General features: G+C 38.5%; 16 protein-coding genes. 6 read left to right on the top strand and 10 right to left on the bottom strand.

From position 1 onward, the window contains the following. Positions 1-61: 61 nt before the first annotated feature. The 10 genes from G521_RS0105925 to upp all read right to left on the bottom strand — a co-directional run bounded on the left by G521_RS0105925 (position 62) and on the right by upp (position 9,933). Positions 62-2,164, bottom strand: a complete 2,103-nt coding sequence (locus G521_RS0105925) for a SurA N-terminal domain-containing protein (RefSeq protein WP_309425077.1) — start codon at positions 2,162-2,164, stop codon at positions 62-64. A 161-nt stretch (positions 2,165-2,325) separates the two neighbouring features. Beyond that, on the bottom strand, positions 2,326-2,883 hold the full coding sequence (gene lptC, locus G521_RS0105920) for an LPS export ABC transporter periplasmic protein LptC (RefSeq protein WP_051189506.1): 558 nt from the start codon (positions 2,881-2,883) through the stop codon (positions 2,326-2,328). 11 nt (positions 2,884-2,894) lie between these two features. Further along, entirely contained in the window at positions 2,895-4,187 is a 1,293-nt protein-coding gene (locus tag G521_RS0105915) for a PorV/PorQ family protein (RefSeq protein WP_026897721.1), read from the bottom strand. After that, entirely contained in the window at positions 4,171-4,917 is a 747-nt protein-coding gene (locus G521_RS0105910) for a type III pantothenate kinase (RefSeq protein ID WP_026897720.1), read from the bottom strand. The genes G521_RS0105915 and G521_RS0105910 overlap by 17 nt, the downstream gene beginning before the upstream one ends. After that, positions 4,917-5,609, bottom strand: a complete 693-nt coding sequence (gene purQ / locus G521_RS0105905; RefSeq protein ID WP_026897719.1) for a phosphoribosylformylglycinamidine synthase subunit PurQ — start codon at positions 5,607-5,609, stop codon at positions 4,917-4,919. Before purQ ends, G521_RS0105910 begins: the two co-directional genes overlap by 1 nt. 110 nt (positions 5,610-5,719) lie before the next feature. Next, entirely contained in the window at positions 5,720-6,703 is a 984-nt protein-coding gene (locus tag G521_RS0105900; RefSeq protein ID WP_026897718.1) for a DUF6427 family protein, read from the bottom strand. A gap of 38 nt (positions 6,704-6,741) precedes the next feature. Then, on the bottom strand, positions 6,742-7,764 hold the full coding sequence (locus G521_RS16590; RefSeq protein ID WP_036678215.1) for a glycosyltransferase family protein: 1,023 nt from the start codon (positions 7,762-7,764) through the stop codon (positions 6,742-6,744). A gap of 239 nt (positions 7,765-8,003) precedes the next feature. Then, complete coding sequence (locus G521_RS0105890; RefSeq protein WP_026897717.1) at positions 8,004-8,531, bottom strand: DinB family protein; 528 nt, start codon at positions 8,529-8,531, stop codon at positions 8,004-8,006. After that, complete coding sequence (locus G521_RS0105885) at positions 8,528-9,271, bottom strand: YjjG family noncanonical pyrimidine nucleotidase (RefSeq protein ID WP_051189504.1); 744 nt, start codon at positions 9,269-9,271, stop codon at positions 8,528-8,530. The genes G521_RS0105890 and G521_RS0105885 overlap by 4 nt, the downstream gene beginning before the upstream one ends. A gap of 17 nt (positions 9,272-9,288) precedes the next feature. Next, a complete protein-coding gene (gene upp, locus G521_RS0105880; protein ID WP_026897715.1) occupies positions 9,289-9,933 on the bottom strand; it encodes a uracil phosphoribosyltransferase in 645 nt (214 codons plus the stop codon). 375 nt (positions 9,934-10,308) lie between these two features. Between upp and uvrB the strand changes: the two genes are divergently transcribed. From uvrB to G521_RS0105845, 6 genes are all read left to right on the top strand, one after another. After that, positions 10,309-12,345, top strand: coding sequence for an excinuclease ABC subunit UvrB (gene uvrB / locus G521_RS0105875; protein WP_026897714.1), 2,037 nt, complete (start codon positions 10,309-10,311; stop codon positions 12,343-12,345). 63 nt (positions 12,346-12,408) lie between these two features. Next, positions 12,409-12,609 (top strand): YwbE family protein, encoded by a 201-nt coding sequence (locus tag G521_RS0105870; protein ID WP_026897713.1) that lies wholly within the window; start codon positions 12,409-12,411, stop codon positions 12,607-12,609. 91 nt (positions 12,610-12,700) lie between these two features. Continuing rightward, positions 12,701-12,943 (top strand): hypothetical protein, encoded by a 243-nt coding sequence (locus G521_RS0105865; protein ID WP_026897712.1) that lies wholly within the window; start codon positions 12,701-12,703, stop codon positions 12,941-12,943. Positions 12,944-13,073: 130 nt separating this feature from the next. Then, complete coding sequence (locus G521_RS0105860) at positions 13,074-15,551, top strand: YfhO family protein (RefSeq protein WP_026897711.1); 2,478 nt, start codon at positions 13,074-13,076, stop codon at positions 15,549-15,551. 306 nt (positions 15,552-15,857) lie between these two features. Further along, positions 15,858-16,961: a serine hydrolase domain-containing protein gene (locus tag G521_RS0105855; RefSeq protein ID WP_162141784.1), complete on the top strand. Its 1,104-nt coding sequence runs from the start codon at positions 15,858-15,860 to the stop codon at positions 16,959-16,961. Positions 16,962-17,146: 185 nt separating this feature from the next. Continuing rightward, entirely contained in the window at positions 17,147-19,756 is a 2,610-nt protein-coding gene (locus G521_RS0105845) for an AAA family ATPase (protein ID WP_220096045.1), read from the top strand. Positions 19,757-19,765: the final 9 nt, after the last annotated feature.

Here is a 19,765-nt window from a genome sequence, read left to right as displayed (position 1 = left end):
AAAACAAAAAATCCGGAAGAGCATAAATCTCTTCCGGATACAAAGTTAATGATTAAAGCTATTAAAAGAACTTAACACGATTGTCTTTGATCTCTGCTTTGTCACGTAATACTTTAAATGTTTCTGTTGGTGCTCTCTGAACAAGACCCTGAGATATTTGAGCCTTTTGCTTAAATGCATTTGTTAAAGGTGCAGGGTTGCTGAAACCATTTAAAACAATTACATATACTCCGTTTTCGCCTTCAATAACAGGAGACAATTTGCCTGGCTTAGAACCAAAGACCGTACCTACAACTTTATTTTCCTGCGCAACTCCTGGTATCATCGGGTTGGCAAAAACAACATTTTGAACCGGAACAGCTGTCTTTCCAACTTTCTGAGCAAGCTGATCGATAGAATTTACTCCGCTTAATGCGTTCGTTAATTTCTCTTTTAATTTTTTAGCTTTTACCTGCTTCCGAACCATCGGCTCGATCTGATTTTTTACCTTATCTAATGCAAGCGTACCTTTCTCTGAAACTGTAATCAATTTAGCGATCACAAATTTGTTGTCCATTTCAAAAACCTGATCTGAAACATCTCCTTCATCAGATTTAAATGCCCAGCGAACTAATTCACGCGGATTCTCAATACCTGCAATAGAAGCCTGAGAAGCGTTTACGTTTTCTGCAATCAGTTTGCGGTAACCTGATTTTTTAACCTGTTCGTCAAAAGATTTGGCATTATCTGCCTGACTTAAGAAAGCAGATGCTTTTCCGTAAGCTTCCTGCTGTGTTTTATTACTGCTTGCCAGGGCTTTATCAACCAAAGCAACCTTCGCTACTTTTGATGAACCTTTCTGTGCATTGATTTTTATAACATGAACTCCAAACTGAGTACTGATAACTTTAAGATCGCCAGGCTTGCCGTTAAAAACCACCTCTTCAAATGCAGGCACCATAGCACCTCTTGCAAATGTTCCTAATTCACCACCTTTTTCTTTAGAACCATCAGTTCCGAATTTAGCGGCCAATTCTGCGAAACTTGCGCCAGACTGTATCAGGTTTTTAATTGAATCTGCTTTCACTTTAGCTTTATCCAAACCACCTTCGGCAGCAGGATTAATTAATATATGACTTGCTGTTACTGAATCAGGACCAACTTTAACATCCAGCACTTTAGCTAAACGGTACGTTCCGTTGCTGAATATCGGACCAACCAATGTTCCGCTGGAAGCAGAAAATACCAAAGAATCCAACGCTGGATCTAACTGTCCTTTGCGTACATAAGATACTGGAGTTTTTGTATCTGAATTAATGCTCACAAAAAGTGAATCATTTGTAGTAGCTCTGAAATCAGTCACCAATTTATTAATACGAGCTTTCGTTTCTATTGAATCCTCTTTTGAAGGATTGGCATCAAAAACTACATATTCAAACGTACGGGTCTCTTCAGGATTCTTAAAAAGATGCTTATTTTCATTGTAATAAGTTTTGTAATCCTCATCAGTCAATTTAATTTCTGCATCAGCAATAGATGAATAATCCAGGCTTACATATTTGAAATTAGCTAATTTATTACGCTGGCTGTAATCTTCACGTGCCTCTAATGAGGTTACATATAAACTGTTTTTTACAAGATTGTTGTATTTTTCAGACAATCTGTTCAGACGAATATTTACTAAAAACTGAGTCCACTGCTTGCTTAATTCGCTGTTGGGATCCTGAGTTTTAATATTATCTAAAAATGAATTCAACTGTGCACGATTTACCTGACCGGTTTGCGGATCGCCAAAATTCTGAACTACCTGCGGATCAGGATTTTTACCTGTAATCAGATCATTCAGCTCATTTTTACTTACCTGCATGCCTAATCGCTTAATTTCTTTATCCATCAGGATTTGAGAAATAGTCTGGTTCCAGGTATTTTCAACTACATAGGCAGTCATTTGTGCGTTCAGATTACTCTGACCCATTTGCTGCTTAAAATTATTACTATTGACTTCTACTTTGTCATTAAATTCCTGGATCGATATTGTTTCGCCAGCAACTTCACCAACCTCATTCTGACTTGCCTGCCAGAATGGAGTACCCACCTGAATAGCATCGCCAAGCAAAAAAGCAACAATTGCAAAACCGATCACCCCTACGATGATTGCTCCGGCACGGTTCCGCAAAAAACTCATTATTCCCATATCAAATTTATTTCAGTTATTTCAAAAGAGGCGCAAGATACAATTTTTAGAAAAATATACTAAGACAAAATTCTGATTCTCAGTATTGAGTAAAAAATCGCTTAAAAACATATTTCTGTTTAATAATAAAGCATATTAAAGATCAGATATAACTAAAATCCTGCTTTATCAGATAGGCTTAAGTCGCCCGTTGACTGAGTGATCTCATAATATGAAAAGTTCTCATTGGCCCAAAAACTAGTTCCGGATAATGTATTTCCGCTGGAAGTAATGCTGACCAGTTTATTGGATGTAAACCGTTTCTTATTTTCATCCCAGATCAGCTCGTCAGATTTAAAGGTTTCCCCTTTTTCATTAACGGCCACCACATTTTTTTTCAATTCCACTTTACGTTCATTTTCATAACGGATAGCATAATCTGCGGTTACACGACTATTTTGTTTCTGATTAGCATCCAGAAAAATGATTTCAACTCCCTTTTTCATCTCATAATAAGGGTTGCTGGTTTTAAAATGCAAAAGTTCAGGAGTGATCATTCTGGCTTTTACTTTAGCCGAATCACTGTATATGATCTCCACACCGGTTGATCGGTCTACAGGAACCGCTATTTTCTTTGATGAAATCTTTTCGACGTCTTTTAAATCATTTTCGCACGAAACCATCGCAATCATTAAAAATGAACCTAGAACGATGATTCGAAAACTATTCATGTACTTTTGGATTAATCAAATTTTGGCTTGATAAACCACTGATCATTAAGCGTAAATCCCAGCGACAGGTTTATATAACGCTCCCGAATCAGGCTATTATTCATTGTGCCACGCTGCCCAAGTTCGGCTGCAAAATTTATTTTATAAAAGCTGGAGCGATTTGAAGGAAGCGGAAGGCCCATTCCGAAAGTCAAACCATATTGGTTAATATCATTATTGCCGATGTTAACATAGGTCTTGTCGTACTTTAAACCAAAACGGTAATCAACCAGCTTAAAATAATTAGAAACAGCTGAGATATCAGGCGTATACTGACCTCCCAAAGCAATGCCATAGGTATCATTTAAACCTTTATTTACACCACCATCGGTATATTCAGACCATCTAGCGTAAGATACATCGGCACCAATTAATAATTTATTCGTTTTTTCAAAAGCAAAACCTATGGTATGCGTTAAAGGCGGATTCAGTTTTCTCTTGGTTCCCTCTGCAATGAAAGTTGTATCCAGCGCAGGTGATTCATCTCCCAGGAAAAAATCTTTACGGTACCGGGTGGCAACTGTAGAACTTGTGGAATTCAGCTTACTTCCCGCATTTCCGGAATAGCCGATGATTAATTTACTGGTTTTAGAAACGTTTGCAATGTATTGCAAACCGTAATCATAACTTAAGCCATTGATATTATTGCCCTGCTGAGTGCGTGAATTTAATGCAGAAGGTTCTGTTGGAAATTCTGCAGAACGGATTTCTTTGATGTTACCAAAAATATATCCCACGTTAAAGCCAAGGCTTAAATTCTTACCAAGCAGCAATCCGTAACCAAGATATGCTTTGGATAAGCCTCCATCGCCACCATATATATAATCTACTTTGGTTGTATCAATAGTCCCTGAATTTTTGTATTGATAACCTGCTTCGCTGTAAGGCAATAAACCAAAGCTTAATGCTGATTTTTTGTTAACCGGCATGGCAAAGGTGATATGGCTTAAAGAGGCATTGAAACTGTTTTCAGACGTACTGGAATTGCTGAGCTGGCGTAAACCTGTATAAGCTCCAATATCAAATGTGGTTAATTGTATGGCAGAATACGAAGCAGGGTTAGCCAGGTTTATATTACTGTACGGACCCGGTTTACGGTATCCGGCACTGATTCCACCCATTGCCCTGTTCTGAGGCAACAAAGATCCTTTTAAATCGCCTAAACCAAATTGTGAATATGGAGAACTGGATGTAGTTTGTGCAGAAACAGAAATTGCTGTAAATAATATAAAAGCAACAAGAACAGATTTAAAAATTTTTATCATTATGCTGATGTATAACTTTGTTTAAGCCAATAAGAACCAAATGTGGCTCGGTCGTAAAAGTGTGCGCAAAGATGCTACTTTTCAACCGAGTATCAAAAAAATTCGCGTCGCCCCCGCAGAGTATAATTTGCAGGTTTGGATATCGTGAATCGTACTTTTTTATAAAATCAATTACTTCGGCGCAGCCGCCATTTACTACGCCCGATTGCATAGCGGAGATTGTATCGGTGCCCTGCCAGTCCGAAAAATTTTCGTCAAGTTCTAATAAGGGCAACCGGCCGGTAAAAGTATGCATCGCCTGAAACCTCATGTTTAAACCCGGCGAAATACTTCCCCCTGAGTAATATCCTTCTGCATCAATGGCATCATAAGTAATGCAGGTTCCGGAATCAATAACCAGGCAGTTTCGCCGCGGAAATAAAGATTGTGCACCAATAATGGCGGCCAATCGATCAAGTCCTAAAGTTTGTGGCGATTTATAGCCAATTTGAATATTGTGGTTAGAATGAGCGGAGAATCTTAAAAAAGAAGTGTTCGGTTTTAAAACCGCTTCCCATTCTTCAGCATCATTTCTTACTGATGAAAGTATGCTGGAGCTGATCTGAAATTTCGAAATCAGTAATTCAACATCTTTTACGGTAAGGTCAGTAAATACTTCTTTAAGATCGCTGTTATTGAATACGGCAAATTTGGTTCTTGAATTTCCAATGTCAATAACAAGATTTGCCATTAAGCATTCACCGTTTTTAATATCGATTCAAAGATCCCCAAACCATCCTGATTGCCCAGAATAGAATCTGCAGCTCTTTCGGGATGTGGCATCATACCAAAAACATTTCTTTTCTCATTGCAAACTCCCGCAATATTAACCAGGGAGCCGTTAATGTTCGAATCCTGAGTGATGTTTCCGGCTTCATCGCAGTAGCGGAACAATATCTGATCATTGTCCTCTAATTTTTTAAGTACATCTGCTTCCGCGAAATAATTTCCTTCACCGTGTGCAATCGGTATTTTAAGAATTTTATCAGGATCTAAAGCAGAAGTAATCAGCGAATTGGTTGTTTCTGTTTTAAGGTAAATATTCTTGCAAATGAATTTACGGGTACTATTATGTAATAAAGCGCCCGGAACAAGACCGGCTTCGGCCAGAATCTGGAATCCGTTACAAATTCCCAGAACATAACCGCCTTTATTGGCAAACTGAATAACTTCCTGCATTACCGGAGAAAAACGGGCGATAGCCCCCGATCTCAGGTAATCTCCAAAAGAAAACCCGCCTGGTAAAACTACAAAATCAACACCTTTAAGGTCGTGGTCTTTATGCCAAAGACGAACAACCTCCTGGCCCATTATATGCTCTAAAACGTAAATTACGTCTTCATCGCAATTAGACCCGGGAAAAATTACAACACCGAACTTCATGTCACAAAGCTATTCAAATTTTAAGATTGATGAAGAACCCTTGTGTTAAAAAAGGTTAAAGATGATGAATAAGATGATTTTATACGGTTTTAATACAATTAAAAACCGCACTACAGCAATTGAAAATAAATGATAAATCCCAGCAAAAGCAGAAACAGACTTTCATATATCCACCTTTTTTTGCCGGCATGTAAGAAATAATAAGCCATTAATACCGCTGCCGGCGGAGCACAAAGAAGAAAATGATATACCCGGAAATCAGATTTTAAATAGAAAGAAGCCAGACCCAGTAAAAACATAAAAAAGAGCAGCTGAAAAGATTTCCGGATCTGCACATAACTCTTAAAAAAGTTCTGTCGTAACTGTACAATTGATAATATAAAAATAAGGAGTAGCGGCAGAAGCACTAAATACTGGTAAATATTAAATTGAAGGCGTGTAGGAAAAGGGGTTGCTAGCGGAAGCCAGATCCTGTAAAATTGATCCAGAGAATCGTTCCAGTAATAAAATACAGCCAGAAAAAAGAAAACGGTGATGAAACCAATGATCCCAATCAGCCACTCACGCCAGTTGAAAGGACGAAAAATCACTAAACTGATCCACAGCAGTGGAAGCATAGAAATAAAAGGAAAATAAATCAGGGTTCCAATACCTACAATCATTCCCAGATCAAACATAACGGAACGCACATCATCTCTCCGGTAAATACTCAGAAATTTGCTGATCATCCACAAAACCAGAAAATTACAGATCAGCGTAGGACTTAGTAATACAAAGGGAGTTAATAAGCTGGAGGTGGTAACGTATAAAAGAGCCGGCAAAAAGGTGGGTTTGCCCAGAAGGTTAAAATGATTGACAATTTTATTGAAAATTAATGCCTGCACTAAAGTGATAACCAAAGCAATAAGAACATTGGCACCGGGAGAAAACGCATTCTGGAGCGGAATAGTAACTAATAATTTGGTGAAAGGCTCGATAAAGTCGAAACTGACATGCTCCGGCAGTTTAAAAAAAATAACCAGTCGTAATAAGATCGCGAAGCCAATCAGCAAAATGATATTAACGGGATTAAGACTCCGGAACTGTTTAATCATGCGGCTACTAAAATTCTATATCTTTTTCGGAAGCAATATTAAGATAAAAGCCCGGATGATAAAAATGAAGACCGGGAAGAATATGTGTTAACAATATTCCCGATGATTTTAGAGGTATGATCCGGAAAATCAACCTGAACCATAAATGGCTGAGACAGCCACCTGCGAAGTGCGGGAACAAACAGCGAATCCAGATTGTAGATTATCGGAACACCCATTTGCCTTAAAGCTTCTGCATTGCATTGCTGCTCGTACTGGTTTTTCATGGGTATTACCAGTACCCTTTTCCCCATAAAAAGCGCTTCTGCCGGACCTTCGAACCCGCCGCCGGTTAGTAAACCATGCGAAGAAGCCAGACTTTGATTATACGCCTGATGCGAAACCGGGTTCACAAATACATTTCCATCGCGGTAGCTTTTTAGAGTATGCTTTGAAAATATTTCCCACTTAATTTCGGGCAGCTGTTTTAGAAAAGGAACTAATAAGCGATCATCAAAAGAAGGCAGATAAACAGTTACATGTCCATTGTCAGTAATTTCCTGATTCCGGATTTCTTTACGAATTACCGGAGTATGAATAAAATGATCGTATGCTTTAAAATGGAAACCCACATGATCTGTGGTGGGTGCGTAATATTTAAATATCCACTCGGCCCAGTTAAAATTACTGGAGGGCCGCGGAGTGTTGTGCGATAAAAATGAAGCCTGGTGACTTAATGAAACACTTGGTTTTCCGCTCATGCGGCAGGCCCATGCGGTTACCGGTTCAAAATCATTAATAATCAGGTCGTAATTATTTAAAGGAAGGGAGCTGATGTCTTTCTTCAATCGCAGCAAGCTCATGCTCCGGTAGGTTTTCCAGTGATTTACACTCCCCTTTTTACCAAATACAAAGCTGAATCCATGAAAACGATAAGAGAGTGGCTGATCAAGAGAAACATCAGCCTGGGTGCCGCTAACCAGCAAATCTACGTGGCCGTGCTGTTGCAATAATGGAACAATTTCACGTGCCCTGCTAATATGACCGTTTCCGGTTCCCTGTATGGCAAATAAAATTTTCATTCCTGATTTACTGCTTTCCTTCCCTGATAGTATAAAAAATTACGCCAAGGTAAGCATCAGCTACAGAATTTCAAGATTCTGATATCGATTAGCTGTTTTAAAAATACCTAAAATCAGCAAATTAAGTCTGTTATGATTTGAATACCTAGCCCAAAAAAAAATCTCATTCAGCAATAAATCAGTCGTTTCCGTTGCCCTTAGCATAAAAAACACCTGATTAAACAGTCCAATCGAATAACTTAATTTTTTGCAGAATTAAACATCATCTGAATGCGTACCAATTGCTTTTGATGGTGGCGGGTATGTATCTCAACAAATCTGAACCATTGTCTGGCATTTAATAAACCAAGTCGCGGATGCACCACTTTAACATTTGCCAAAGCTTTATCAATCCTGGGTGAAATTTCTGCAAGTCTCGTTTTAAATTTAACGATGAGATTTCTGGCTTGCTCCTTATCAATTTTTGCCACCATGGCGGCAATTCTTTCCGGAGCTTTAAATTTCCCGGGAGGAAAACGGCCGAAAAATAAAATTGCCCGTGGTATCCAATGTATTCTCTTATCCGTTTTTTCGCCTGTTCCGTTAATGCATTTTTCTGCTGCCACCAAAGAGACCAGATTTGCCTGAAAAATATGCGAATACACTTCTGAATAGGACCATCCTTCCTCCGGACTTCGTTGAAAATCTTCCTCGCTTATGCTTTCGAGCAGTTTACTGTATTCATCAACTGATTTTAAAATAGAACGCTGCTGGCTGCCAATACTCATAAAATATTCATTAGTTCGTTTAAACCCGTGATCTCAAATTCTACATCAGCAGGCTTTTCCTTTTTATCGGGATTAAAGTAGATGGCTTTCATGCCGAAATTCTGCGCTCCGCGAATGTCGGCTTCAATGCTGTCGCCAATCATTAAACTTTCGTGAATTTGGGCATTTGCTCCGGCCAGTGCGAACTGAAAAATAGCTCTATCGGGCTTATTAAAGCCAACGATTTCTGAAATGACTACCGTGGAAAAATATTTGGCAAGACCTGTATTTCCTACTTTCATTTCTGTAGACTCCCTGAATCCGTTTGAAATCAGATGAAGTGTATACGATCCTGCAAGATATTCAAGAGTTTGATGTGCTTCCGGAAAAAGATTTGTCTTGGTCGGACAAATCCGTACGTAATCATCTTCAAAATTTACAGGAATGCAGTCTGAGGAAAGTCCGAGATCAATAAAGGTTTTTGAAAATCGGGTTTCACGCAATACCTCTTTGGTAATTTTTCCAAGATGATAATCTGCCCATAACTGGTGGTTATTACGGGTGTAAACTTCTATAAAATTATCCGCAGAGTGCAGGCCCAGTTCTTTTAAAGAATAAGACTGATAAAGTTCATGAAGCGTTTCTTCCGCATTCTTATCAAAATCCCATATGGTATGATCCAGATCAAAAAACAGGTGATTAAGCTGTGACTTTATTTGCTGTATACCCGCAAGCGGGTGATTATTGAAACCAGTTTGCATCCGGATATAAAATATAATTATTCTTTAATGCCATACGACAGATCGCCGGCATCACCTAAACCGGGCACAATATAAGCTTTGGTAGTCAATTCCTCATCAATTGCGCCCAGCCATAATTTCGCTTTGGGCAAATTTGCCTGCACGTGTGCCAATCCCTCCTGACTTGCGATTGCGGCTACAATATGGAGTTCTTTGATTTTAAATTGGGTAAGCAATTCTTTGCAGCAAAGAACCATGCTTCGTCCGGTTGCCAGCATCGGATCAGCCACCACTACAATTTTACCATTTAATGATGGCGTAGAAACGTATTCCATCTTTATTTCAAAATTACCGCCCTTGGTTGTTTTCCTGTAAGCAGAAATAAAGGCAGAATCAGCACGGTCAAAATAGTTCAGTAAACCCTGGTGAAGCGGTAAACCTGCTCTTAAAATAGTGGCCAGCACCGGCATTTCTTTCAAAACCGGAACGGTTGCTGTGCCGAGTGAAGTTTCGAAATCGGTGTCTACATATTCCAGTTCCTTGCTGATCTCGTAAGCAAATAGTTCGCCCAGCCTCTCCATGTTTCTGCGAAAACGCATGCTGTCCTGCTGAATCTGCGAATCCCGGAGTTCTGCAAGAAAATGATTGCCGATAGAAAGAGTTTTATTTAAAAGAAAAATCATGTTTAAAAATACTAATTATTATTTCTTGAACGAGCTTAGCGCAGGATGAGTTTTAAATCTTCTTTAATAGGAAAGCATTTACGCTGCAAATAGTTTCTAATTCTGCTTATCTGTTAGAAAGATCAAAACCGGGTATTGAACTTTCGCTTGCAGATTATGAGCCTTAAATGACAAAATATTTTCAACCCGACAAACTAAAAACACACATAAAGCGTAATTAATAGTGTCATTACGAAAGTAATGTCCATAAATAAGGTTTGATTCGGGGGAGCTGCATAACATGTGGCTCCCTTGTTTTTTAGTTATTCCTAAAACTATTTAGGGCCACAATACATTAAGCTATCTGCTATCTAAGTTTATTATCTTTGCGCATTCATGGAATTTAAGTTAACATCTGAGTATAAGCCCAGCGGAGATCAGCCGGAAGCTATACGCCAATTAACAGAGGGCGTTGTAAGAGACGAACATTATCAAACCCTATTAGGAGTTACAGGTTCGGGGAAAACTTTTTCCATTGCCAATGTCATTCAGAATACTCAAAAGCCAACCCTGATCTTAAGCCACAATAAAACCCTGGCTGCACAGCTTTACGGGGAATTTAAGCAGTTTTTTCCTGAAAATTCGGTTAATTACTTTGTTTCCTATTACGATTACTATCAGCCGGAGGCCTACATCGCTTCCTCTAATACCTATATTGAAAAAGATCTTCAGATAAATGAAGAAATAGAGAAGCTGCGGCTGCGGACCACTTCTTCTCTCATGTCAGGCCGAAGAGATATCATTGTAGTTTCCTCGATTTCCTGTATTTACGGTATGGGAAATCCGGAAGATTTTGCAAATTCAGTATTTCGCTTTGCGGTAGGAACCAAAATCAGCAGAAATGCATTTTTGCACCGTTTGGTAGAAATCCTGTACTCTCGCACCACCACAGATTTTAAGCGTGGAACTTTCAGGGTTAAGGGCGATACCGTAGATATTTATCCGGCCTATATGGATTTTGCTTACCGGGTATCTTTTTTTGGGGATGATATCGAAGAACTTACTTCTATTGATCCGGCTTCAGGAAAAACCATTGAAAAAATGTCACATCTGGCAGTTTTTCCGGCTAATTTATTTGTGACGCCCAAAGACCGTTTCACACAATCCATCTGGTCTATTCAGGAAGAACTGGAATCCCGTAAGGAACAATTTGTACAGGAAAAACGATTTTTAGAAGCAAAGCGATTAGAAGAGCGGGTGAATTACGATCTGGAAATGATCCGTGAGCTGGGGTATTGCAGCGGTATCGAAAATTATTCCAGATTTTTTGACGGACGGACTCCCGGAATGCGGCCTTTCTGTTTGCTGGATTATTTTCCCGATGATTATTTAATGGTTATCGACGAGAGTCACGCAACCGTTCCGCAGATCAGGGCGATGTATGGCGGAGACCGTTCACGCAAAATGGCGCTGGTAGATTATGGTTTCCGTTTACCGGCAGCACTGGATAACAGGCCATTAAATTTCAACGAATTTGAACGCCTTGCCCCCCAGACAATTTATGTAAGCGCCACTCCCGGCGACTATGAACTGGAAAAAACGGAAGGGATTTTTGTAGAACAGGTCATCAGGCCTACTGGATTGCTTGATCCCACCATAGAAATCCGTCCGGTTATAAACCAGGTGGATGATTTACTGGATGAGGTAGATAAAACGATTAAACTCGGCGACCGGGTTTTGGTTACTACGCTAACCAAACGCATGTCAGAAGAGCTGACCAAATACATGGATCGTTTGGGAATTAAGGTTCGGTACATTCACTCAGAAGTTAAAACCCTTGACCGTGTAGAAATTTTAAGAGATCTGCGCCTGGGTGTATTTGATGTTTTAATCGGGATTAACTTATTACGCGAAGGTTTGGATTTACCCGAAGTTTCGCTGGTGGCTATTCTGGATGCGGATAAAGAAGGATTTCTGAGATCTGAAAGATCCCTGATTCAAACCATAGGCCGTGCGGCCCGTAATGACCGCGGAAGGGTAATTATGTATGCCGATAAAATAACCGACAGCATGAAGGTAACTATCGACGAAACCAACCGCCGCCGGGATAAGCAGATTGCGTATAATCTGGAAAACGGAATCACCCCTGTAACCATAGGAAAATCACGTGAGGAAATTATAGAGCAAACTTCTGTAATGGACTTTAAAGGAGGGGTTCAGAAAATGTATGTCGAGAAAGAAATGACCGACAGTCTGGCCGCAGATCCGATAGTTCAGTACATGAGCAAGCCCGAGCTTCAAAAGTCAATTGAAAAAACCAAGAAAGACATGGTAACGGCGGCTAAGGAAATGGACTTTTTACAGGCAGCCAAACTTCGCGATGAAATGTTTGCACTTGAAAAAATCATGACCGAGCGTTTTACTAAGGTTTAAGCCTCCTCTAAAAAACAAAAGCAACATGAGCTCCGCAAACTAAGCTCTGCAAAGAATTAAAAAATGAACGGACAAAACAGAAAAGACATATACCCCGGATTAGAAGTGGATATCATCCTGAAAAAAGACCAGCGCAATGGCAATCGCACAAGAGGTATTGTGGATGCTTTACTTACCAGTTCAGCATTTCATTCCAGAGGAATAAAAGTGAGACTGGAAGACGGACAGGTTGGAAGAGTTGTTGAAATTATCGAAGATAACTGATTTGTAAAATTCAGGTGAATGTCAGCTTTTACCTGCCTCCTGAAACATAATAGATAAATTAACGTCTATATTTGTATAGAATTTATTTCAAATGGCATTATTAAGATTTTTATTTATCGCAATTTCTGTGCTATGGCTCATTAGAATAGTGGCCCGGTTTGCGATTCCTCTATTATTAAAAAAGATGGTTAGCAAGGTGCAGAATCAGGCTAACCAGCAATACCAGCAACCCAAGCCTGATGGCCGGATCAGGGTAGATTATGTTCCCCCGAGAGAGAAAAATGAAAAGACTGAGAAGATTGGTGATTTTGTAGATTACGAAGAGATCAAGTAATCGCCCATCGGTTTTAAGCAATCAGAACAGCTATTTTCCGCACAAAATTTAATTATTTCAATAAAGCTTAGTTAAGAACACCTTACGTTTAACCTTTTTTCTATTTTTGGCTTCAGTTAAAAATTAAAAAATGAATAATTGGTTTAAACGCAATGGCATTCACCTGGCCATTATTGGAATTTTCATTGCCTTGTGTTTTGTCTATTTCAGTCCTGCTATACAAGGAAAATCCCTCATTCAGAATGACGTTTTGCAAGCCCAGGCCATGCAAAAAGAAATCATGGATTTTAAGGCTAAAGACGGCAAAGCCCCTTTATGGACCAACGCCATGTTTGGCGGAATGCCGGCTTACCAGATCTGGGTTCAATATCCAAACAACGTAACTACCTACGTCATTTCATTTTTTAAAACAGTTCTTCCAAACCCGGTGGATACCGTTTTATTATATCTTTTAGGAGCCTATCTTTTATTCTGCGTTTTAAAGATGAACCCCTGGCTGGCGGCTGCGGGAGCAATAGCATTTGCTTTTTCATCCTACAATTTCATCATTATTGAAGCCGGCCACGGCAATAAGGCGATGGCCATTGCTTTTTTTGCGCCTATCCTGGCGGGGATCATCCTCACATTCAGACGGCAATATTTGTGGGGAGCCGTACTGACGGCTTTGTTCCTGGCTATAGAAATCAGGACCAATCACATACAGATGACCTATTACCTGTTCATCGCTCTGTTAATTTTTGTGGGAATAGAATTATACTACGCCATTAAACTAAAAACAAGCAAAGAGTTTTTCAAATCGCTTTCCTATTTAGTAGTAGCTTCTGTTCTGGCTGTGGCAGTAAATGCGGGCATGTTATGGACCACCTATGAATACGGACAGGAAACCATTCGCGGTAAATCTAATTTAAGCACAGATAAAGCCGAACCATCTAATGGTTTGGATAAAGAATACGCCTATGCCTGGAGTCAGGGTGTTGGAGAAATCATGACTTTCCTGGTGCCGAATGCGTACGGCGGTGCTTCTACCCCGCAGTTGGACGAAACTTCTGAAGTAGCGAAAACGCTTTCGCAAAACGGAGTTCCTCAGGATCAGGCCGTAGGATTTGCCAAACAGCTTCCAACGTACTGGGGAGATAAATCATTTACTTCCGGACCATGGTATTTTGGTGCCATTGTATGTTTCCTTTTTGTTCTGGGATTATTTGTAGTCCGCGATCGTTTAAAATGGTGGATCATCAGCGCAACAGTTTTAAGCATATTCCTTGCATTCGGGAAAAACCTGTCCTTTGTATCCGATATTTTCTTCAACTACTTTCCGCTTTACAATAAATTCAGAGCCGTAGAATCGGTATTGGTTATTGCGGGTTTCCTTGTTCCGGTACTTGCCATTTTAGCGATCAAAGAAATTGCATTTCATACTGAAGATCCTAAAAAGCTTCAAAAGAAATTGTTGTATTCGGTAGCCATCACCGCAGGTTTATTACTGATTGTTATTCTGGTACCTACCGCTTTCTTCGCCTTTAAAACTGCCGGTCATCAGGACTTTATACAGCAAATGCTGCAGGTAACGGGCGGCAACCAGGTAATGGCCGAATCCATAGCGAACGCACTGGTGCAGGATCGTATTTCGCTTGCCCGAATGGATGCTTTGAGATCTTTGGTATTTGTATTAATCGGTGCCGGCTTAATCTGGGCGCTTATCAAACAGAAGCTTAATCCGCAGCTTACATTTATTCTTTTCGCGGTAGCCATTCTGGTAGATATGTGGTCTGTAGACCGCCGCTATCTTAACAATGAAAACTTCGTAGAAAAGAATGTTCTGGAACAGCAATTTCAGCCGCGGGATGTGGATCAGATGATTATGCGTGATCCGAATCCAAATTACCGCGTGTTAGATCTGACAACTTCCGCATTCTCCAGTGCAAATGCCAGCTACTTTCACAAAAATGTAGGCGGTTATCACGCAGCAAAGTTGAAACGTTATCAGGAAGTTATTGAAAGACAATTCAGCAAATCTATAAACGAAGATGTTCTGGATATGCTGAACACAAAATATGTGATCACCGCAGATCAGAGCGGGCAGTCGCAGCGGGTACAGAACCGCAGCACCGCTGCCGGAAATGCGTGGTTTGTTCCAAGTATTACGTATGTGAAAAGCGCCGATGAAGAAATGACCGCCATCAGCAGTTTCGATCCTAAAAAAGAGGCTTTTGTAAGTGATGAATTCAAACCACTAATTGATGAGACCAAAATTGGTTTCGACGCGAATGCCTTTATCCGGTTAACCAATTACAGACCCGATCATTTAACCTATGAATATTCTGCCGGAAAAGATATGATGGCCGTATTCTCGGAGATCTGGTACGATAAAGGCTGGAACGCTTATGTCGACGGAGAGCAAATTCCGTATTTCCGTGCCAATTATATTTTGCGAGCGGCGCAACTGCCGGGCGGAAACCACAAATTAGAATTTAAATTTGAACCTAAATCGTATTATACCGGCGAAACCATTTCCTTAATAGCTTCTATCCTTTTGATATTGGGATTAGCATACGCGATATATGTTCAGTTCCGGAAAAAAGAAACGGTAGCTAAAAAGACTTCGTAATTTCAGAATTACTGTATATGCTGAAGAGGCTGAATCATTGGATAAATGATCAGCCTCTTTTTTTTTAATTATTAAAGCGCTTCATTATATCTAGTTCAAAATCAAATGAAAGAGATTAGATTTTTGAACTTTACTTGATTATTAAGATATCACTTATATCTTTAAGAAAATTACTAAATACTTGAATCAGGTATATTTTCAATAATTCACAATTCTACCGGGGTAAGGTATATATCGGAAATATCTACGCTATAGTTTAAGATATGCATATACATACTAGTTAGTGGCAATATGAAAATACCGAGTATGAATAAATTAACTCTACTTTTTTATGTCATTCTTGTTGTTTCGTGTAAATCACAGGAAATAAATGAAATTAATAAATTAACCCAATTTGAGAAACAAATTGATTCTTTACGAATAGAATATAAAATACCAGGAATTAGTGTAGGAATTTCAATCAATGATTCAATACAATTAATTAAAGGTTTTGGAGTGGCTAACGTTGACCAAAAAATTCCAGTGACAGGAAATACACCTTTTCGAATTGCTTCATTGACCAAACCTATTTTTTCAACAATCTTTATGCGCTTAACAGAAGAAGGAAAAATTAATTTAAACTGGAAAATTAAGGACTATTACCCAGACTACGTTGGAAGTTGTACACGAATACTTGGATATTTCAACGAAGAAATGCCAGAATACTCTTTTCTCTTAAATCAGTATCATCCTGAACGTGATGACATCTTTTTAAAACATCATTTATCCCATACAGCTGAAAACATTCCCGGAACAGCTTATAAATATAATGGATTTCTTTATGGAATGCTCTCTGATGTAGTAGAGACGGCTACACATCAAAAATTTGACAAATGGGTTGACAGTTTGGTTATTAAAAAACTGAATTTACAAAATTCAGCATCTTCGCAATTAGATGAATCAAAAAGAATAGTATTGGATAAAATTGCCTTGCCATATAAAATTGATGATAACGGAAATTTTGAAATGGTTGAATTTCCTGACCCAGAATTAAACGCAGGTGCTGGTCTTGTATTTTCTGCCAATGATTTATTGCTATTTGACAAAGCTTTTGACAACAACACCATTATCTCAAAAGAAAGTAAAGAAAAAGTATTAACGCCATTTGAGCTGAAAGACAAAAGTCTTTCTCCTTATGGTTATGGCTGGTTTATACAGAAGTATAACGGCTATACTTTGGTTTGGCACTATGGCTTACAACCAAACGCTTACTCGGGATTATATCTCAAGGTTCTTGAAAAGGATTTGACTTTAGTGATTTTAGCAAACAGCCAAAATTTAAGTGAACCTTTTGATTTAGGAAAAGGAAATGTTTTGAATTCGAAATTTGCAATGGCATTTTTAAACGAATTCTTGAATGAAAAAAAATAAAAATACTGCTGGTAACATCGTATATAAGCTATGGCTTGGTCTGTCCTCTCTTGGAAAATCCTGCGGATTTCCCAAAGCCAGTTTTTCTTTGGAGAGGTTTGTGCCGAGACACGCCACAGCTCATATACAAAACCGTTACCGGCAAGGCTATGACGACAACCCTACTATAAACAATCACATAAAATATGAACGATAATACGGAAGTTGAACAACAAGTTGAAACACTTGAAACGGAAGTAAAGAAATTTGCTAATGGACTTCCTTATTGGGCAAAATTTCTTGGAGAGAAAACTTTGTCGGGCAATGTTGTTTCAGATAATGACATTGATACATCATACTCTTATTTACTGGAACAATTAAAACTCAAAGAAGAAACAGAAAAACCCGAAATTTCCATTGACTACAATACCGCCAATGCAGGTAACTACAAATCTGATTTGCTTCTAACAAAACTTGAAAACGTTGAAGGGGTAAATGCGTTGACCGAAAATCAAACAATTGAGTTTTGTCCAAACCTGACCATAGTTTACGGTGCAAATGGTTCAGGAAAATCAGGCTATATAAGACTTTTGAAAAATGTTTTTTATTCAAAAGCACCTGAAACCATTTTGTCAAATATTCATATTGAAAATGGACACAAAGCCGTTTATGCAAAATTTTCTTTCAAATCAAATAACACTGAAATACATTTAGAATTTTCAGACAAAGACAATGCAGAGTTTGAGCAGTTTGCGGTATTTGACGGAAAAAGTGTTTTAAGCCATCTTGAAAACAAAAACGAATTTGAATTTAGACCAGCAGGATTGAGCTTTTTTGCTGATTACTCAAATGCAATCAATCATGTAGAACAGAAACTAATTGCTGACATTCAAACCAAACAATCAGGTTACACAGCAGACGATTTGTCTGCTTTGTTTGACGGCAATTCAGAAATAAAAATACTTGTTCAAAATCTAAACTCAGAAACAAAAATTGATGACTTAAAGAAGTATACGCCTTTCTCTGATGACGATAAAAGCAAAAAAGAAGCAATACAGAAGCAATACGATGAACTTCTTTTAGCTTCAAAAGGAAAGGAGAAGGAAATAAAAACCCTTGAAGGCATTAAAAGTTTGTTAGCTCCAAATAAGCAAACAATTGAGAAACTAAATCAATATTTTACAACGGAAGTAATTGCCAAAGTAACCGACGCAATTACCGATTGCGTAACAAAAGTAGCTTCAGCAAAAGCTGAAGGCATTGAAAATTTTAAAACCGATAAAATTCAAGGAATAGGAACAAAGGAATGGAAAAATTTTATCGTTGCTGCCGAAACATATGCTAAAACGCAGAAAGTAGAAAATGCAATTTATCCTGAAAACGGTGATAACTGTTTGCTCTGCCAACAGCCAATTTCAGAGGAAGCACAAAAACTTGTTTTAAATTATTGGACTTTCATAAAAAGTGTTGCAGAGCAAAATGCAAAACAAGCACAAGAAAAACTTGAAAAGGCAAAACAAAACTATGAGAATTTAAACTTTGATTTGTTTCCGCAAGAAAATACGCTTACTGTTTGGCTTTCTGAAAAATATCCCAATAAATTAGAAGCACTAAAACAAAAACTTTCGGAACAAAAATCACTTGGTCAAAACATCGTTTCCGATATTGAGAGCAAAGTAGCAACCGAGAGAGCGGAAATAAAAATCAGCATTGAACAACACACAGTAATAGAAGCAGCTATTGATGCTTCTATCAAATTGCTAAAAGAAGATGAGCAAAGTAAAGAATTAGAAAAATTATTGAACGCTAAGCTTCTTTTAGAACACAAAGAAAAATTCAACACACATTTTTCAAAGTTTGAAACCTACGTTAATAATCAGGTGTGGCTTAAAAAAGCTAACAAAGCCGAATATGCAAAGCGTAAAATTACCGATACAGAAAAAGCACTATCAAACAAATATTTCAACCAAAAATACATTGACACTTTTAACGATGAATGTAAAAAGCTAAACGGAAATTTTGGAATTGACATCAATCACACAGGTTCGGCAGGAAAATCATACAGACAACTGAAATTAAAAGGAAGAAACCCAAATGCTGTTTTGAGCGAAGGCGAACAAAAAGTAATTGCCATTGCTGACTTTCTTTCAGAAATGCAATTATCGGAAGTAAACAGAGGAATTATTTTTGACGACCCTGTTACCTCGTTAGACGAAAAGAGAAAAAGTGAAATTGCTGAACGGCTTGTAAAAGAAGCATTGCTAAAACAGGTCATCATTTTTACACATGATTTAGTTTTTGTTTCTTCCTTAATTGGACATTGTAAACAAAATAATACAGGCAATGACTGCCATTGGATTGAAAATGTTGATGGAAGCCAGCCGGGAACAATTTGGCTACGAAATACACCATCGTTTGAAAAAGATTACAAAACTTCAGTAAAGGCACAGGGATATTATGATGAAGCAAAAAAATTAGCCCCGGAACAAAGAGAAGATAAAATGAAAAACGGTTTTGCCGCTTTAAGAACAAGTTATGAAACGCAAGTTGTGTTTGGATTGTTCAAAGGAGTAGTTCAACGCTTTGAAGAAAGAGTTAGTGTTAATAGTTTGAAAAGCGTATTTTTCACAACAGAAATAAGAGATGAAATATTAGAAAGCTTTTATCTATGCTGCCGCTATATGGAGGGACACTCCCATAGTGATAAATATGCGTACAAGAAACCTGAATTGGAAAATCTAAACGAAGAAATTCAACGCTTTAACGCAATCAAGAAGAAAATAGCAGATTTAAAAGAAAATAAGCCCAGCCCATAACAGGCGTTT

The organism is Daejeonella oryzae DSM 19973 (assembly GCF_000422945.1).
GTDB classification, from domain to species: domain Bacteria; phylum Bacteroidota; class Bacteroidia; order Sphingobacteriales; family Sphingobacteriaceae; genus Daejeonella; species Daejeonella oryzae.
The sequence above is the reverse complement of the archived record's forward strand: the minus strand, read 5'-3'. Positions and strand labels throughout refer to the sequence as shown.

Bases quoted from the DNA above. Each gene is read 5' to 3' on its own strand.
- G521_RS0105925 (WP_309425077.1), bottom strand. From the start codon at position 2,164: ATGAGTTTTTTGCGGAACCGTGCCGGAGCAATCATCGTAGGGGTGATC.
- lptC (WP_051189506.1), bottom strand. From the start codon at position 2,883: ATGAATAGTTTTCGAATCATCGTTCTAGGTTCATTTTTAATGATTGCG.
- G521_RS0105915 (WP_026897721.1), bottom strand. From the start codon at position 4,187: ATGATAAAAATTTTTAAATCTGTTCTTGTTGCTTTTATATTATTTACA.
- G521_RS0105910 (WP_026897720.1), bottom strand. From the start codon at position 4,917: ATGGCAAATCTTGTTATTGACATTGGAAATTCAAGAACCAAATTTGCC.
- purQ (WP_026897719.1), bottom strand. From the start codon at position 5,609: ATGAAGTTCGGTGTTGTAATTTTTCCCGGGTCTAATTGCGATGAAGAC.
- G521_RS0105900 (WP_026897718.1), bottom strand. From the start codon at position 6,703: ATGATTAAACAGTTCCGGAGTCTTAATCCCGTTAATATCATTTTGCTG.
- G521_RS16590 (WP_036678215.1), bottom strand. From the start codon at position 7,764: ATGAAAATTTTATTTGCCATACAGGGAACCGGAAACGGTCATATTAGC.
- G521_RS0105890 (WP_026897717.1), bottom strand. From the start codon at position 8,531: ATGAGTATTGGCAGCCAGCAGCGTTCTATTTTAAAATCAGTTGATGAA.
- G521_RS0105885 (WP_051189504.1), bottom strand. From the start codon at position 9,271: ATGCAAACTGGTTTCAATAATCACCCGCTTGCGGGTATACAGCAAATA.
- upp (WP_026897715.1), bottom strand. From the start codon at position 9,933: ATGATTTTTCTTTTAAATAAAACTCTTTCTATCGGCAATCATTTTCTT.
- uvrB (WP_026897714.1), top strand. From the start codon at position 10,309: ATGGAATTTAAGTTAACATCTGAGTATAAGCCCAGCGGAGATCAGCCG.
- G521_RS0105870 (WP_026897713.1), top strand. From the start codon at position 12,409: ATGAACGGACAAAACAGAAAAGACATATACCCCGGATTAGAAGTGGAT.
- G521_RS0105865 (WP_026897712.1), top strand. From the start codon at position 12,701: ATGGCATTATTAAGATTTTTATTTATCGCAATTTCTGTGCTATGGCTC.
- G521_RS0105860 (WP_026897711.1), top strand. From the start codon at position 13,074: ATGAATAATTGGTTTAAACGCAATGGCATTCACCTGGCCATTATTGGA.
- G521_RS0105855 (WP_162141784.1), top strand. From the start codon at position 15,858: ATGAATAAATTAACTCTACTTTTTTATGTCATTCTTGTTGTTTCGTGT.
- G521_RS0105845 (WP_220096045.1), top strand. From the start codon at position 17,147: ATGAACGATAATACGGAAGTTGAACAACAAGTTGAAACACTTGAAACG.